Annotated in this window: 12 protein-coding genes and 1 tRNA gene; 5 read left to right on the top strand and 8 right to left on the bottom strand. The window is 71.6% G+C overall.

The features are described 5' to 3' along the window. Nucleotides 1-23: 23 nt before the first annotated feature. Together ACE1OC_RS26065 and ACE1OC_RS26060 are read left to right on the top strand one after the other, a co-directional pair. Nucleotides 24-1,940, top strand: coding sequence for a putative bifunctional diguanylate cyclase/phosphodiesterase (locus ACE1OC_RS26065; RefSeq protein WP_407839047.1), 1,917 nt, complete (start codon nucleotides 24-26; stop codon nucleotides 1,938-1,940). Nucleotides 1,941-2,090: 150 nt separating this feature from the next. Then, complete coding sequence (locus ACE1OC_RS26060) at nucleotides 2,091-2,402, top strand: hypothetical protein (RefSeq protein WP_407839046.1); 312 nt, start codon at nucleotides 2,091-2,093, stop codon at nucleotides 2,400-2,402. Between the two features lie 9 nt (nucleotides 2,403-2,411). Here ACE1OC_RS26060 and ACE1OC_RS26055 read toward each other — a convergent pair whose 3' ends face one another. Next, the gene (locus ACE1OC_RS26055; protein WP_407839045.1) at nucleotides 2,412-3,473 is read right to left on the bottom strand and encodes a LuxR C-terminal-related transcriptional regulator; all 1,062 of its coding nucleotides are present in this window, start codon (nucleotides 3,471-3,473) and stop codon (nucleotides 2,412-2,414) included. A 72-nt stretch (nucleotides 3,474-3,545) separates the two neighbouring features. On the opposite strand from ACE1OC_RS26055, the gene ACE1OC_RS26050 reads away from it, so the two are divergent. Further along, nucleotides 3,546-5,036 carry an FAD/NAD(P)-binding protein gene (locus tag ACE1OC_RS26050; protein ID WP_407839044.1) on the top strand — a complete coding sequence of 497 codons (1,491 nt, stop codon included), beginning with the start codon at nucleotides 3,546-3,548 and terminating at the stop codon, nucleotides 5,034-5,036. Here the strand turns inward: ACE1OC_RS26050 and ACE1OC_RS26045 are convergent. The 3 genes from ACE1OC_RS26045 to ACE1OC_RS26035 form a co-directional block, all read right to left on the bottom strand. Beyond that, the gene (locus tag ACE1OC_RS26045) at nucleotides 4,937-5,197 is read right to left on the bottom strand and encodes a DUF397 domain-containing protein (protein ID WP_407839043.1); all 261 of its coding nucleotides are present in this window, start codon (nucleotides 5,195-5,197) and stop codon (nucleotides 4,937-4,939) included. The two genes, ACE1OC_RS26050 and ACE1OC_RS26045, sit on opposite strands and share 100 nt — an antisense overlap. Next, nucleotides 5,157-6,005: a helix-turn-helix domain-containing protein gene (locus tag ACE1OC_RS26040; protein ID WP_407839042.1), complete on the bottom strand. Its 849-nt coding sequence runs from the start codon at nucleotides 6,003-6,005 to the stop codon at nucleotides 5,157-5,159. Before ACE1OC_RS26040 ends, ACE1OC_RS26045 begins: the two co-directional genes overlap by 41 nt. Nucleotides 6,006-6,170: 165 nt before the next feature. Further along, entirely contained in the window at nucleotides 6,171-7,874 is a 1,704-nt protein-coding gene (locus tag ACE1OC_RS26035; RefSeq protein ID WP_407839041.1) for a glycosyl hydrolase family 18 protein, read from the bottom strand. A gap of 329 nt (nucleotides 7,875-8,203) precedes the next feature. Between ACE1OC_RS26035 and ACE1OC_RS26030 the strand changes: the two genes are divergently transcribed. Beyond that, nucleotides 8,204-9,319 carry an NADAR family protein gene (locus ACE1OC_RS26030; RefSeq protein WP_407839040.1) on the top strand — a complete coding sequence of 372 codons (1,116 nt, stop codon included), beginning with the start codon at nucleotides 8,204-8,206 and terminating at the stop codon, nucleotides 9,317-9,319. Nucleotides 9,320-9,332: 13 nt separating this feature from the next. Here ACE1OC_RS26030 and ACE1OC_RS26025 read toward each other — a convergent pair whose 3' ends face one another. Further along, a complete protein-coding gene (locus tag ACE1OC_RS26025; RefSeq protein ID WP_407839039.1) occupies nucleotides 9,333-10,556 on the bottom strand; it encodes an LLM class flavin-dependent oxidoreductase in 1,224 nt (407 codons plus the stop codon). A 239-nt stretch (nucleotides 10,557-10,795) separates the two neighbouring features. Here ACE1OC_RS26025 and ACE1OC_RS26020 point away from each other — a divergent pair, with 239 nt between their 5' ends. Next, nucleotides 10,796-11,554: an IclR family transcriptional regulator gene (locus ACE1OC_RS26020; RefSeq protein WP_407839038.1), complete on the top strand. Its 759-nt coding sequence runs from the start codon at nucleotides 10,796-10,798 to the stop codon at nucleotides 11,552-11,554. Nucleotides 11,555-11,656: 102 nt separating this feature from the next. Here ACE1OC_RS26020 and ACE1OC_RS26015 read toward each other — a convergent pair. From ACE1OC_RS26015 to ACE1OC_RS26005, 3 genes are all read right to left on the bottom strand, one after another. Beyond that, a tRNA-Lys gene (locus ACE1OC_RS26015) sits at nucleotides 11,657-11,730 on the bottom strand. A 74-nt stretch (nucleotides 11,731-11,804) separates the two neighbouring features. Continuing rightward, nucleotides 11,805-13,478: an AMP-binding protein gene (locus ACE1OC_RS26010; RefSeq protein ID WP_407839037.1), complete on the bottom strand. Its 1,674-nt coding sequence runs from the start codon at nucleotides 13,476-13,478 to the stop codon at nucleotides 11,805-11,807. Between the two features lie 58 nt (nucleotides 13,479-13,536). Further along, nucleotides 13,537-14,163 (bottom strand): lytic polysaccharide monooxygenase auxiliary activity family 9 protein, encoded by a 627-nt coding sequence (locus ACE1OC_RS26005; RefSeq protein ID WP_407839036.1) that lies wholly within the window; start codon nucleotides 14,161-14,163, stop codon nucleotides 13,537-13,539. Between the last annotated feature and the right edge of the window lie 68 nt (nucleotides 14,164-14,231).

Raw genomic sequence — 14,231 nt, 5'->3', positions numbered from 1 at the left:
CGGCCGACAGCATCCGACCGGCCATGACGCAGCGTCACCCGGCGACGCCGGCGGCGACGGCAACCCCGGACCGTGCCGACCACCAGGCCGAGCACCGGACCGACCACCAGGCCGACCGACAGGCCGACCGACAGGCCGACCACCGGGCCGACCACCGGGCCGATTACCGGGCCGCCTTCAACGCGGCCCACCTCCCCATGGCCGTCGTCGACCGCACCGGCCACATCGCCGGAGCCAACGAGGCCCTCGCCGCGCTCCTCGGCTCCGAGCCCCACCTCCTCGCCGGGCAGTCCGCCGCCGACCTCGTCGACCTGGCCTCCGAGGCCCGGACCTGGCAGGCCTACCAGGAGGTGCTGCGCGGCCGGCAGGCCCGGCTCCGCTGCACGCGCCGCCTCAAGCACCCCGACGGGCACTCCCTGTGGACCGAGATCACCCTCGGCCCCGTCCCCGGGACCGACACCGGTGACGTACTCCTCTCCGTCGCCGACATCAGCGACCGGCGCGACCTCCAGGCCCGGCTGCGCCACCTCCAGATGCACGACCCGGTGACCCGGCTGCCCAACCGGGCACTGTTCTTCGAGCGGCTCTCCGCCGCCCTGGAAGCGTCCTCGTACGGGCAGAGCGGGACGGGCCGGATCGGCCTGTGCTACCTGGACCTCGACGGGTTCAAGGCCGTCAACGACACCCTCGGCCACCGGGTCGGCGACCGGCTGCTCACCGCCGTCGCCCAGCGGCTCACCCAGTGCTCCGACCAGTCCGGCTACGGGCGCACCGGCGGCCACCTGGTGGCACGGCTCGGCGGCGACGAGTTCGCGCTGCTGGTCGAGGACTCCACCGGCACCGAGCAGCTCGCGGACCTGGCGCGGAGCGTGCTGGCCGCCGTACAGGAGCCCTTCGACCTGGCCGGTCAGCGGCTGGCGGTCTCCGCGTCGATCGGGGTGGTGGAGCGGGCGGCCGCCGGGACCTCGGCGACCGGCCTGATGCAGGCCGCGGACACGACCCTCTACTGGGCCAAGGCGGACGGCAAGGCCCGCTGGACCCTCTTCGACCCGGAGCGCAACGCGCACCGGATGACCCGCCAGGCCCTGTCATCGACGCTGCGGCCGGCCGTGGAGCGCGGCGAGTTCATCGTGGAGTACCAGCCGCTCGTGGACCTGGAGAGCGGGGCGGTGCGCGGGGTGGAGGCCCTGGTCCGCTGGAACCACCCGCAGTTCGGCACGCTGACGCCGAATCGGTTCATCGGAATTGCCGAAGAGGACGGTTCCATCGTCCAGTTGGGCCGATGGGTGCTCCAGACCGCCTGCCGTCAGGCCCGGCGCTGGCAGATCGAGCAGCCCAGCGACTCCCCCGTCTTCGTCTCCGTCAACGTGGCCGTGCGCCAGGTCTGGGACTCCGACCTGGTCGGCGACGTGGCCGAGATCCTTGCGGAGACCGGCCTCGCACCCCAGCTACTCCAGCTCGAACTGACGGAGTCGGCCGTCATGGGCTCGGCGGGCCGCCCGCTCCAGGCCCTCCAGGCCCTGAGCGACATGGGGGTGCGGATCGCCATCGACGACTTCGGCACCGGCTACTCGAACCTGGCCTACCTCAGCCGCCTGCCCGTCTCCGTCCTCAAACTGGACGGCTCCTTCGTCCGCGGCTTCCGCTACGAGGAGGGCTCCCACCCCAACCCGGCCGACGAGACCATCGTCGAGGCCCTGGTGCAGCTCGCACACCGGCTGGGCCTGACGGTGACTGCCGAATGCGTGGAGACCGCCGGCCAGGCGGCCCGCCTGCGGCGCGTCGGCTGCGACACCGGCCAGGGCTGGCTGTACTCCCGGGCGGTGGCCCCGGAGGAGATCGCCGCCATCGTCAGCCGCCAAGCCGCTGCCGCACAGGCCGTGGGAACAGGTGCAGACCCCGGGCAGCCGGAGGGGCCCGCCCCGCACCCCGAGGTCTGAGCTTGATCAGTTCACGGCAATGGCGGGGGCGGCACTGCTGGCCGGCTCGTTGAGCACCTCCCCCGCTACCGCTGCGGCCGCGGCGGGGGCGGAGGAGTTCAAGGCGTTCAGTCTCTGGTTCGACGTCGCCGAACTCTCCAACACCAACGCGTGCTCCCCGGCCTGGGTGACGGCCCGCTACAGGGACGCGTCCGGCAGCGACACCTGGACCAGGCTGGTGCGCACCACCTGCTGGCCGGCCCCAAGCCGGCGAACCACTTCGTCTGGAAGGACCTCACCAGTCTGACCCTGACGGTGACCACGCCGAACACCCCTCCAGGGCGTCAGAAGAACGTGAAGATCACCCGGGAAGAACTCTGGGCCCAGGACACCAACAACAACTGGCACAAGCTTTTCGACAAGCCCTACACGTACGTGTTCGCCGACGGATACAACGACTTCGAGATGTTCGTCGACCACTGAGTTTGATGGTCAACCCTCACCCGGCCGGTAGTGCTCGGCGAACAGTCGCGCGACGAGTTCGCCCCGGGTGGAGACCTCCGCCTTGCCGAAGACGGCCTTGATGTGGTCGCGCACGGTGTGCGGGGAGATGAACAGCGCCGAGGCGATCTCGGTGGTGGGCAGCCCGCGCGTGATGAGCTGGGTGATCTCCAGCTCGCGCGGCGTCAGGCCGTACGCCTCGGCGATGAGGACCGCCCGGTCGGCAGCGGCCGCCGGCTCGATGACGAGTGCCACGGGACCGGGTTGCCCGGCGGGGCCGCTGAGGCAGGAGGCGTGGCAGGTCAGCCAGCGGCCGTCGACGGTTCGGATGCGCACTCTCGCGCCGCCCGCTCTGTCGCGGCCCTGGGCGATCGCCCGTGCCTGGAGCGCGGCGGCAACCACCCAGATCGGCAGCCTCAGGCCCAACTGCGAGGGTACGGATGGACCTTCGGGGAGCTGCGCGAGGTACTGCCGCGCCTCCTCGTTGATCGACGTCGGCTCGCCGGCGGGATCGAAGAGCACCAGTCCGGGCGCGGGTGCGTCGGCTGCGCCGGTTGCGCCGCCGGACGCGGAGGGACGGGCGAACCGGCGCACCCGAGCGGCCAGCGGACCCGACAGACCGGCGAGCAGCGTGGTCTCGGCCGGGCCGAACGGGGGGCCGCCGCGCATGCGGAACAAACTCACCACGGCCCACGGCCGGTCGCCGACCCGCAGCACGGCCCGGAGTTCGTCATCCACGCCCTGGCTCCCGAGGAGCCGGCGGAAGCGTGCGCTGCGTGCGGGCAGGTCGCCGGTGGCGGCACGCAGGCCGGCCGCCGGGACGGAGGCGCGGGCGAGGTCCCGGAACGGGAGGACGTTCTCCTCCAGGAGTTCGCTCTCCCAGTAATCGGCGCACCTCTCTCCGGCACCGAGGTTCTCCACCAGCATCGGCGCGGTGACGAGGCCGGTCTCCGGGTCGGTGGCCGCCCATACGGCCGAGTCGAACGGCAGGAGCCGTCGCAGGTGGGTGGATGTCCGGTGGAAGAGATCGCGCGTGTCGGTGGGGCCCCGCACGGGCGGCGGCGAGGCTCGAAGAGGCCGCGGCTCCTTTCGGCGGCGGCCCGGAACACGAAGGGAAGAACGAACATGGACATCGCCATCGTCGGAGCGGGTGCCGCCGCGGTCGGCCTGCTGGACGCGCTGGCGGCCACCGCCGACAGCCCCGGGACCCTCACGGTGTTCGAGCCGTCCCCGCACCTGTGGCGAGGCCGCCCGTACGGCCCCGACCTGGACTCGGTGCTGGTCAACGCACCACCGGCCGTCATGTCGATCCGCCATCGGGACTTCGGGCACTACGCGGCCTGGCTGGGCCCGCGCGGCACCGCCCACCTCGACGAACGGCTGGACCGGCCGCTGGTTCCCCGCGCGCTCTACGGCGCCTACCTGACGCACACCGCCGAGACGGCGCTCGCCACCCTGCAAGAAGACGGCTGGCGGGTCCGCATCGTCACCGCCCGCGTCACCGGGGCGGCCCGGTCCGGGGCCGGCTGGTCGCTGCGCACCGAGGACGGACGCGGGTACGAGGCCGACCACCTGGCACTGTGCGTGGGCGGGGGAACGCCTCCGGACCCCTACGGTCTCGGCGGCGCCCGCGGCTTCGTGCGCGACCCGTACCCGCTGGCACGCACGCTCGACGGCGTTGCCCCCGGCAGCGGCATCGCGGTCATCGGGAGCGGCCTGACCGCGGTCGACGTCGTCGTGTCGCTCGCCGCGCACGGGCACACCGGGCCGATCACCCTGCTGTCCCGCAGCGGTGTGCTGCCCCACGTCTGGCAGCGCCCCGTCGACCACCGGCCGCGGCACGTGACCGCCGAGCGGGTGGCGGCGCTGCACCGGCAACACGGTGCCGTGACCCTCGACGACCTCATCGGGCTGCTGCGCGCGGAACTGGCGGAGGCGGGAGAGGACTTCGGAGCCTTCGCCGCCGACCTGCTTGCGGCCCGGACCCAAGACCCCGTCCGGCGCTTGCGGGCGCAGCTGGCCGCTGTCGACGACTCCGCGATAGGCCGCCGGGTCCTCCAGGAGACGGCGCACAGCGTGGGCCCGTACGCGTGGCGGCTGCTGCCCGAGCCGGACCCCATGCGGCTGCGGCGTCACTTCCGTCTGGCCACGAGCGCGGCCTCACCTATGGTCCCGGTGAACGCCGCAACGATGCTTCGGCTGTTGGACTCGGGGCAGCTCGCCGTCGCCGCGGGCGTCCGCGGGATCGAGGCAGCGGACGGGGCATTCCGGCTGCACGGCGGCGAAGGCACCTTCGACGTCGTCGTCAACGCCGTGAACCCGCCGCCGCGCGCGATCCCCCGGGCGGCCGGCCTGCTGGTCACGGCGCTCATGGCCGACGGCGCGGCCGAGCTGCACCCGGCCGGGGGCCTGGCCGCTGCCGACCCACGCCTGCACGTGGTGGGAGACCTCGCCGGGGGCGGCCCGTTCATCACGTCGAGCATCGCGGGCGTGGACGCGCAGGCGAACCTCGCGGCTCAGAGGCTCCGGACGAAGGCCCCGAACGCTTCGGGCCTCACGGTGAAGGCGGGGCCGTCGGGCCGCTTGGAGTCGCGGACGGCAACCCGGCAGGGCTGAGCAGTGACCTCGACGCAGTCGCCGCCGCTGGAGCCGCTGTACGAAGCCTTGCGCCAGGCGGCGGTGCCGAGGGGGGCGCACTCGACGCAATCGCCGCCGGTCGTCCCGCTGTACGACGACTTACGCCACAGCGCGCCCGCCAGGTTCTGGTTGCTTCCCATAGCGTTCCTCCATCACCCGAGCGATCAGCGCCGCCGAGCGTTCCGGTGAGAGCGCCTCGGCTTGCAGCCGAGCGTATCCGACCGAACGCTCCCTGATCACTGACGGATTGGCAGTCATGTATCCCTGCGCATAGCCCTCTTCGTAGATCAGATCCGGGTCCTTGTCGAAGCGGAGGAGGTTGAACGACCCCTGCATCCCCGTGTGTGCTCCGGCCGAGAAGGGCAGCACCTGGATCTGTACCCAGGGCCGGTTGGCAAAGCCCAACAGGTGGGTGAGTTGGTTCCGCATGACCTCGTGGCCGCCGACCTCTTGGTGCAGTACGGACTCGCCGAGGACCACCCACAGCGCAGGTGGCTGCTCGCGCTCCAGGATGAGCTGCCTCTCCATGCGGGCCGCCACCAGCTCGTCGATCTGGTCGGGGCGGTCCACACCGATCAGGGCGCGGGCGTACGACTCCGTCTGGAGGAGCCCGTAGACCAACTGGCACTGGAACGTGCTGATGTACTCGGCCCGGGCCTCCATCTCCGCGTACGCCTGGAACCAGTGCGGCAGCTGGCTGCGCAGGACCAGCCCCACCAGGCGGGAGAAGTGCCCATCCGTACCCAGCGCAGCGTCCACCCGCTCGGAGAAGTCCCGGGTCGGCACCCGCTTCGTGTTCTCGATCATGCCGATCAGCGAGCCCGAGCAGTAGATGATGTCGCCGAGCTGCGCCTGTTTCAGCCCGGCCGCCTCGCGCAGGCGGCACAGCTCGTACGCGTAGTAGTCCAGCGGCGAGGCGCTGGGATCGAGAGCGCGGATGTTGACCATGGGACGGTCACCCCCATGAGGACGCGTGCGGATCCAACTCGTCGCCGAGCGTAGCGACCACCGCACGCTCCGGTACGGGGAATCCCGCAACCATGTCACACAGCAGCCCCCGCCCCCTGGGAGGAGGGGACGGGGGCTACCGGCGCTCGGCGCGGGGTGGGGGGATCAGCAGGCGCCGAGGTCCTTCCAGACACCCCATTCACCGGTGGTGCCGGGCACCTCGTTCTGCGTCCACCACTGGGCCTTGTACTTGCGGCCGTTGTACGAGACCTCGCTGCCGCCGGTGTAGACGGTGCCGTGGACGTAGGCCGCCGCGCCGCAGCCCGTGGTGGGCGTGGCGGTCGGGGTTGCCGTCGGCGTGGCGGTCGGCGTGGCCGTCGGGGTCGCGGTGGGCGTGGCAGTCGGGGTGACCGGAGGCTGCGTGGTGCCGCCGAGGGAGTCCGAGATCTGGTTCAGCAGGGTCGCGTTGGCGTCCAGGCCGAGCAGGGAGTACATCATCGCGCCGGCCAGGCCGCGCTGCTTGCCGTAGTCGACACGGGCCTGGATGGACTTCTGGTTGAGGCCGGTGAAGAACTCGCCGTCCTTGTAGAAGTACGAGGCCTTGGCCTGGTCGTCCCAGAAGGTGGTCGCCGGGTTGTCGACGATGCCGCCGAGCTCCTTGTAGAGCGCGATGCCGGCCTGCTGGCTGGTCGGACGGGCGGCGGAGGCCAGGGTGGCGGGCTGGGCGAGACCGTTGGTGGTGCCGGGCTGCACGCCCTTCCAGCCGCGGTAGTAGAACTCGTAGCCCAGGACCAGCTTGTTGGCGGGGAAGCCGCCGGTGATGCCGTAGGCCGCGTTGCCGTCGATCCAGGAGTCGATGGCGTTCTTGATGCTGTACTTCTCGGTGCCCGGGGCGATCACGTCGGTCGGGTCGGACGACGAGGGCAGCAGCGGGGACTGGTGGTACGTCGGACCGTCCGAGTCCCAGGCGCCGTGCATGTCGTACGTCATGATGTTCGCGTAGTCGAGGTACGCGCCGATCTTGTCCGTCTCGATGTACTTGATCTTGTCCTGGCCGGCCGGGAGGGCGGACGTCAGCAGGTACTTCTTGCCGCCGTTGGCCGCGCCGTGGGCGTCGAGCTGCTCGCGGAACTCCTTGAGCAGGAGCGTGAAGTTCTGCTTGTCCTCGGGGGCGTAGTGGTTGCCGAGGTGGCCGCCCGACGAGCCCGGGTACTCCCAGTCGATGTCGATGCCGTCGAAGATGCCGGCCGCGCTGCCCGCGCCGCCGTAGCCGCCCTCGACGGGCAGGTTGCCCTTGATGTACTGGTCGATGCAGGAGGAGACGAGCTTCTTGCGGGAAGCGTCGGTCTTGGCCGCGTCACTGAAGTACTTCGAGTAGGTCCAGCCGCCGAGCGAGATGTTGATCTTCAGGTTCGGGTACTTCGCCTTGAGCTGCTTGAACTGGTTGAACACGCCGACGATCGGCTGGTCCCACTTGTCGGCGACGCCGCTGACGCTGTCGGCCGCGCTGAAGGACTTCTGGTAGTCGGCGTACGAGTCGCCCGCACCGTCACCGGCGTTGGGGTTGTTGTCGTCGCCCGCCGCCTTGTTCGCCTCGAAGCAGGTGAGGTTGGTGGGGTGGATGTTGCCGAACGAGTAGTTGATGACGTCCAACTTGCTCGCTATGCCACGGGTGTCGAGGTGCTTGGGATAGAAAGCGTTCCCGTACACGGACCACTGGTCGTAGTAGGCGATCTTGACGTTGCCGGCCGAAGCGGTGGTCCCGGCCTCGGCGGCCGAGGCGGTGGTGAGTCCCGCGAAGGCGGCCAGCGTCCCGCCGGCCAGCGCGGCCGTGGCGGCGGCCGCGATGAGGGATTTACGGATGTGCATGAACTGCCTCCGGGGAAGTGGGAGGGGAAGGCAAGACTTCAGGTGGGGATAGTGATAGCGATCACTCCGGGCCCGAGTCAATGGTTTGGACCAAAGAAGGACTAGACCACTCGCAGCCCAGAACCCCACGTCAGCGACGTGGACCCCCACCAAAAATCGCCCGCCACCCATGGTGACGAGCGATTTAAGGCTGCCTTCATTCACGCTCTGGCAAGGTTTCGGCAACAAACCAGCCAAACTCCGGATGCCGGCCCGTGCGGGGCCCTCCGGGCTGGCTGTACACCCGTGAACCCCTCCGGGAAGGTCCGCGTCGGCGGCAGAATCGCGGGATGATCGGCAACCGGATCACCCATCGCGTCGTGGACGGCGTCCACATACCCGGCACTTGGCGGCCCGCCTTCATCCGCAACGGCCGCTACTTCCTGACCGACCTCTTCATCTACGCCGACGGGCTCGTCGACTGCTGGGGCCTGGTCACCCTTGAGGAGTTCGAGGAGAAGGTACGGACCGGCTGGGTGGCCACCACCCTCCCGGAGGGTGCCCCGGCGTCCATCCACGGTCTGGCGCGCTGGAAGTTCGGCGAGCCCCGGAACCAGCTCACCCCCGATCTGCTGGTCGCCGAAGTCCGCGACACCGTCGACCGGCTGAACAACCGGCCCGACTCGGCGGGTCGCTGCATGGCCGCCGTCAGGGCCTTCCTCGCCGACCGGACGGAGGAGAACCGGGCCGTGGCCCGGGCCGCGTTCCTGGCCGTGCCGGTCTCACGGCGGCGTGCACTGGGCGACATGGACAGCAAGGACTGGAACCTGCGGGTCCTGGTGGCCGGCCCCGGGGGCCGGACGTACCTGGCGGCGGACCCGCCGGTCACGCAGGAGGCGTACGAGAGGGCCGTCGCGCACTTCGAGCAGCAGGCCGACCGGCTGGCGGAGTTGCGGGTGCGCGCTTCCGCAGACGGACCCGTGACTTCGTACGCTCCGGCGGTCCACCTTTATCCCTGGATCTCCAACGATACGGTGGCCGAACCCGGTCGGCGCGGACTGCACAACGCATACCCCGCCCCCATCACCGTGGACAAGGCCGACTACCCCTCGGTCTCCCATGCCTACTGGGCCCTGTCGGCCGCTCAGCCGGAGGTCCGCGCCGCGATCGCGGCCGCGGCCACCCCTTCCGCGGCACTGGACCTCGCGGTCGCGACACCGCGCCGCGAGGGCTGGGAGCACGTCCGGGCCGCCGTCATGACCAGCCTGCTGCGAGCCAAGTACGACCAGCATCCCGAGCTGGCCGAGATCCTGCTGGCGACAGGTGATGCCATCCTGATCTACGAAGACGTGGACTCGGCCTTCTGGGGATCCAAGGCCGGCCAGGGTCGCAACTGGACCGGCCGGCTCCTCGAGCTCGTCCGCTCCGAACTGCACATGCGGCGGGCCGGGTTCCCCGGGCCCTGACCTGGCCGCCGGCTCAGGCGCCCAGGTCCGGCATGCCGTACGCGTCCGCGACGAGGGCGTACGAGCGGAGGCGGGCCTCCCCGGAGTGGGCGTTGGCGGTCAGCATCAGTTCCTCCGCGCCCGTCCGCTTCGCCAGGTCGTCCAGGCCCGCGGTGACCTCGTCGGGGGTGCCGTGGACCACGCTCGCGAGCCGGTCGTCCACGAACTCCCGTTCCAGCGGCGTGTACGGGTACGCGGCCGCCTCCTCGGGCGTCGGGACCAGCCCCGGGCGCCCGCTGCGCAGCCGGAGCATCGACAGCGCGCCGGTCAGCACCTGCGCGCGGGCCTCCGCGGCGGTGTCGGCGGCGAGGGCCGCGACGCCGATGACGGCGTACGGGGCGTCCAGGACGGCCGACGGGCGGAACGACTGCCGGTAGAGGTCGAGGGCGGGCAGGGTCCCGGCCGGGGAGAAGTGGTGCGCGTAGGCGAAGGGCAGCCCGAGTCCGCCGGCGAGGCGGGCGCTGAAGCCGGAGGAGCCGAGCAGCCAGATCGGCGGCCGCCCGGCGGGGCCCTGGACCGGGCCCGGCACGGCGTGCACGCGGGCGTACGGGTGTCCGTCGGGGAAGTCGTCGTCGAGGAAGCGGATCAGCTCCGCGAGCTGCCGGGGGAACTCGTCCACGGCCTCGTCCCGTCGCCCGGGCCCGCGCAGCGCGGCGGCCGTCTGCCCGTCGGTGCCGGGTGCCCGGCCGAGGCCGAGGTCGATCCGGCCCGGGGCCAGGGCCTCCAGCGTGCCGAACTGCTCGGCTATGGCGAGGGGGGCGTGGTTGGGCAGCATCACCCCGCCCGAGCCGAGCCGTATCCGGGAGGTGTGGGCGGCGAGGTGGGCCAGGATCACGGCCGGGGAGGAGCTGGCGACCCCGGGCATGGAGTGGTGTTCGGCGACCCAGTGGCGGTGGTAGCCGCGGGATTCGGCGAGCCGGGCGATGTCGACGCTGGTGCGCAGGGAGGCGTGGGCGGTGCTGCCCGCGCCGACGGTGACGAGGTCGAGCACGGAGAGCGGTACGGGCGCCCGGCCGAGGGCCGCCCCGTGGATCTCGTGGGTTTCCCGGGTTCCGGGGGCTCCGTGGGCCGGGTGGATCCCCTGGGCTCCGGCACCCGGTCCGTCGGCCGGTTCGGCACCCGGTCCGTCGGCCGAACCGATGCCCGGACGGACGTCTCCCCGTCGTCCAGCGTCCCCGGCGTCTCCCGTGTCACTCATCGTCTCTCCCGCTCCGCTCGCCCGTCGGTCCTCGTCCCTACGAAGAACCCGAACCGCGCGGCCGGTCCGGGCATTCCCGGCACTCTCGGACACCGTCCATGACCTTGGCATATGCCGCTGGAGTAGATCCAGGCAGACCGGTGTGATTGAGCCATCAATCTCACCAACAGGCGCTCCACACGGCCCTCTTGATGGCTATCGTGTGAGAGCAAGCGGTAACAACCTGCTAGGGGGAAACCGTGGCGCTGAAGCCCGAGCCGACCGCGCCGTTCCACTCGGTGCAGTACGCCCTGCGCGTACTCGAAACGGTCGCCCGCCATACCGGCGGCGTGACCGACATACAGATCGCGCGTGAGACCGGCCTGCCCGCGGTCCACCTCGCCCCCATGCTCCTCATGCTGCGCCGGGAGGGGTACGTACTGCAGGTGTCCGACGGCGCCTACGCCATAGGGGACTCGCTCGTCCTCCTCGGCTCCGGCGTCGACCGCCAGCAGGCGCTGCAGGACAAGCTCCAGGACACCCTGGACCGGCTGCGGGACTCCGTCGGCGCCGCGGTCTACATCAGCCGGTACGTGGACGGCGAGGTCCGGATCACGCAGTTCGCGGACAGTCCGCGCACCCCCAAGGTCCACGAGTGGGTCGACTTCCGCTCGGCGGCGCACGCCAGCGCGGTCGGCAAGTGCCTGCTGACCCAGCTCGACCTGGACGGCCGGCGCGACCACCTGTCCCGGCACAAGATCGCCCGACTGACGTCGAAGACCATCGTGAACGAGCGGATCCTCTTCTCGAAGCTGGACAGCCAGCCGGCCACGGTGCCCACGCTCGACCTGCAGGAGTACGCCGTCGGCACGGTCTGCGCGGCCGTCCCGATCACCGCGGGAGCCTCGGTGGGCTGCCTGGCGCTGTCGCTGCCCGTGGAGCACGCCCACCGACTGCGGGCCGCGGCCGACGTACTGAACCGCAAGGCCGCGCCGCTGCTGCTGTCGCTCACCCTCTGAGGGGTGGCGGGGGCCCTGCGCAGGGCCCCGACGGCCCCCGGACCGGCCCGGAAAACACTTCGGGCGGTTCCCGGTGAGACCGGAAACCGCCCGAAGGACAGGTGCGCCGCCAGGGACTCGAACCCCGGACCCGCTGATTAAGAGTCAGCTGCTCTAACCAACTGAGCTAGCGGCGCCTGCTGACAGAGAAAATACTACCTGCTCCTCCGGAGTGCTCAAAACCGCTTCCGGATCCGGGCGGAACCGGCCTTCAACGGCCCAGCAGATCGGCCCGCCCCTGGGCCTCGTAGGCGGCCAGGAGCCCCGCCAGGTCGTCCGCCTCCAGCAGCCGGTACGCGTCCTCGCCGCGCGGCCGCCACCAGACCGGGTCGGTGGTCTGGAAGGCCTCGCCGCGCAGGGAGACCCGGTGGACCTTGTTGGTCGCCGTGGTCGGCATGGCGCCGACGACGCGTACGTAGCGCGGGGCCATCTTCGTGCCGAGGTCGGGCTGGGCGGCGAGGAAGGACGCGAACCCCTGCGGGGAGAAGACGGCCCCCTCGCGCAGGGCAACGGCGGCCATGACCTGGTCGCCCGCCACCTCGTCCGATACGGCGTACACGGCGACCGCGGCCGCCCGCGTCCAGCGGGCCAGGATGTTCTCGATCACGGCTGCGGCCAGGTTCTCGCTGTCGACGCGCAGCCGGTCGTCGGTGCGGCCGGCGAAGTAGAGGAAGCCGTCGGGGTCGCGGAAGAAGAGGTCCCCGGTCCAGTACCAGCCGTCGCGGGTGCGGGCGGCCTCCGCGTCGGGGTTGCGCCAGTAGCCCTCGAAGAGGCTGCGGCCCTTGTTGACCAGCTCGCCGATGGCCTCGGAGCCGTTGAGGAGGCGGCCCTGCGGGTCGAGGACGGCCGGCGGGCACTCGCGGCCCGTCTCCGGGTCGATGACGGCCAGGTCGTCGCCCGCGCCGGCCCGGCCCAGGGCGCCGGGCGGGGTGTCGGGGGTGCGCTGGACGGAGGCGCCGCCCTCGGTGGCCCCGTAGCCCTCGACGAGCCGGACCCCGAAGCGCTCGGCGAAGCGGGCCGCGTCGACGGCGCCCGCCTCGGTGCCGAAGCCGAGGCGCAGGGTGTGCGCGCGGTCGTCGGGGCGGGGCGGGGTGGCGAGGAGGTACTGCACGGCCCGGCCTACGTAGGTGAAGTACGTCGCCTCGTAGGCCCGTACGTCGTCCAGGAACGCGGAGGCCGAGAAGCGGCGGCGCAGGGCCACGGCGGCCCCGCCCGCGAGGGCGGGGAGCCAGTCGGCGATGACGGCGTTGCCGTGGAAGAGGGGCATGCAGATGTAGTGGACGTCGTCCGGGGTGACCGAAAAGTGACGTGCGAGCGAGGCGCCGGCACCGGCCAGGCGGCCCTGGGTGCAGATGGCGGCCTTGGGGGCTCCGGTGGAGCCGGAGGTGAAGTAGAGGAGCAGCCGGGAGGACGGGTTCGGGCCGGGGCCGAGCGTCGCGTCGCCGGGCTTCGCGCCCGCGTACGGGGCGAGCAGGGCCTCGTACTCCTCGGTGTCCGTGACGAGCAGGTGTACGCCGGGCAGGTCGAGGCCGCGCAGGAGCGGGAGGTGGGTCCGCTCGGTCACCAGGATCCGGCAGTCGGTGTGCAGGATGTCGCGGGCCAGCTCGGGGCCGCGCCGGGTGGGGTTGATCCCGGCGACGGCGGCCCCGGCGAGGGCCGCCGCGCCGAGCCAGAACGGGAACTCGGGAGTGTTGTCGAGCAGCACCCCGATGTGCGGCTCCGCCCCCGGCGGCAGCAGGTCGACGAGGAGCGCGGCGCGCGCCGCGGCCTCCCGGGCGGTCCGGTGGTGGCTGAGGACGCCGTCGGCGTACTTCAGACCGGGCCGGTGGTCGCCCCATTGGCTCGCGATGAGCTCCGCGACGGTTTCGGGTGTCGTCGTCCGCATGCCGCCGGAGGATAGCTGACGTTCCGTCAGAAATGAACGTCGGGCCGGGAGCCGGTGGTCAGAACTGGACGTCGGAGCAGGAGTAGAAGGCCATCGGGGTGTCGTTGACGGTCCACACGGCGAGGATCAGGTGCCGGCCGGTCTTACCGCTCGGCATGGTGCCCTGGTGGACGGTGGTCATGGCGGGGCGGGCGCCGTTGTAGGCGACCGCGAGGAAGGGCTGCGGGTCGAGGGCGGCGCGGGTGAGCGGCTTGGTGGGGTCCCAGCCGTTCTTGGTGACGTAGTACCGGAAGTCGGTGGTGGAGTGGTTGGCGGTGAACTGCCAGCGGAAGCTGTAGCTCTGCCCGCTGGTCACCGGGGTGGCCGGCCAGGCGCCGCCGCGCGGGTCGTCGAGCTGGGCGAACTCCGAGTGGTTGCCCGCACATATGCGGCCGTCGGCGGGACCGGCCGCGGGGAAGCCCTTGAGGCCCTCGACGCTCTGGGGCTCCCACTGGATGGGGCCGCAGTCGGACACGGTCTTGTTGGCACAGAGCTTCTGGCGGCTGATCGGGGTGTCGGTGTACCCGTGGCTGCTGGCCGTGGGGGCCGTGACGAGCGCGAGGGCAGCGACGACTCCGAGGCCGACGGTGGTGGCGGTGGCCGTGGCGGCGGCCCGCTTGGTTCTGGGCATGCGGAAGGAACGCATGAGGCTGGTGCTCCTTGAACGTGGGGGGATGTCCGGAGAGAGCGTGCGCACGCGTGGGGATGGGCCGT

It is taken from the genome of Streptomyces stoeckheimensis, assembly GCF_045822005.1.
Lineage (GTDB): Bacteria > Actinomycetota > Actinomycetes > Streptomycetales > Streptomycetaceae > Streptomyces > Streptomyces stoeckheimensis.
This window is presented reverse-complemented; position numbering and strand designations above follow the sequence as displayed.